Below are 434 nucleotides of genomic sequence, written 5' to 3' on the forward strand. Positions count from 1 at the left end.
TTGAGGGCCAGTAGGTCCAGTGATACCTTGAATTCCAGTAGAGCCAGTAATGCCTTGAGGACCAGTAGCTCCGGTTACACCTATAGGACCAGTAGGGCCAGTAACGCCTTGGAGTCCAGTAGGACCAGTGATACCTTGAGGGCCAGTAGGACCGGTTACACCTTGAATTCCAGTAGGACCAGTAATGCCTTGAGGGCCAGTAGGGCCAGTAACACCTTGAATTCCAGTAGGACCAGTAACACCTTGAATTCCAGTAGATCCAGTGATACCTTGAATTCCAGTAGCACCGGTAATACCTTGAGGGCCAGTAGCACCAGTTACACCTTGAATTCCAGTAGCTCCTGTAACACCTTGAAGTCCAGTAGGTCCGGTTATGCCTTGAGGACCAGTAGCACCAGTTACACCTTGAGGGCCAGTAGGTCCAGTTGTGCCTT

General features: G+C 50.9%; 1 pseudogene. It reads right to left on the reverse strand.

Annotation, left to right across the window (positions count from 1 at the left end):
* A pseudogene (locus tag ACYUEW_RS19075) lies at positions 1–434 on the reverse strand (hypothetical protein); the annotation flags it as partial.

The organism is Clostridium sp. CTA-1 (assembly GCF_054768215.1).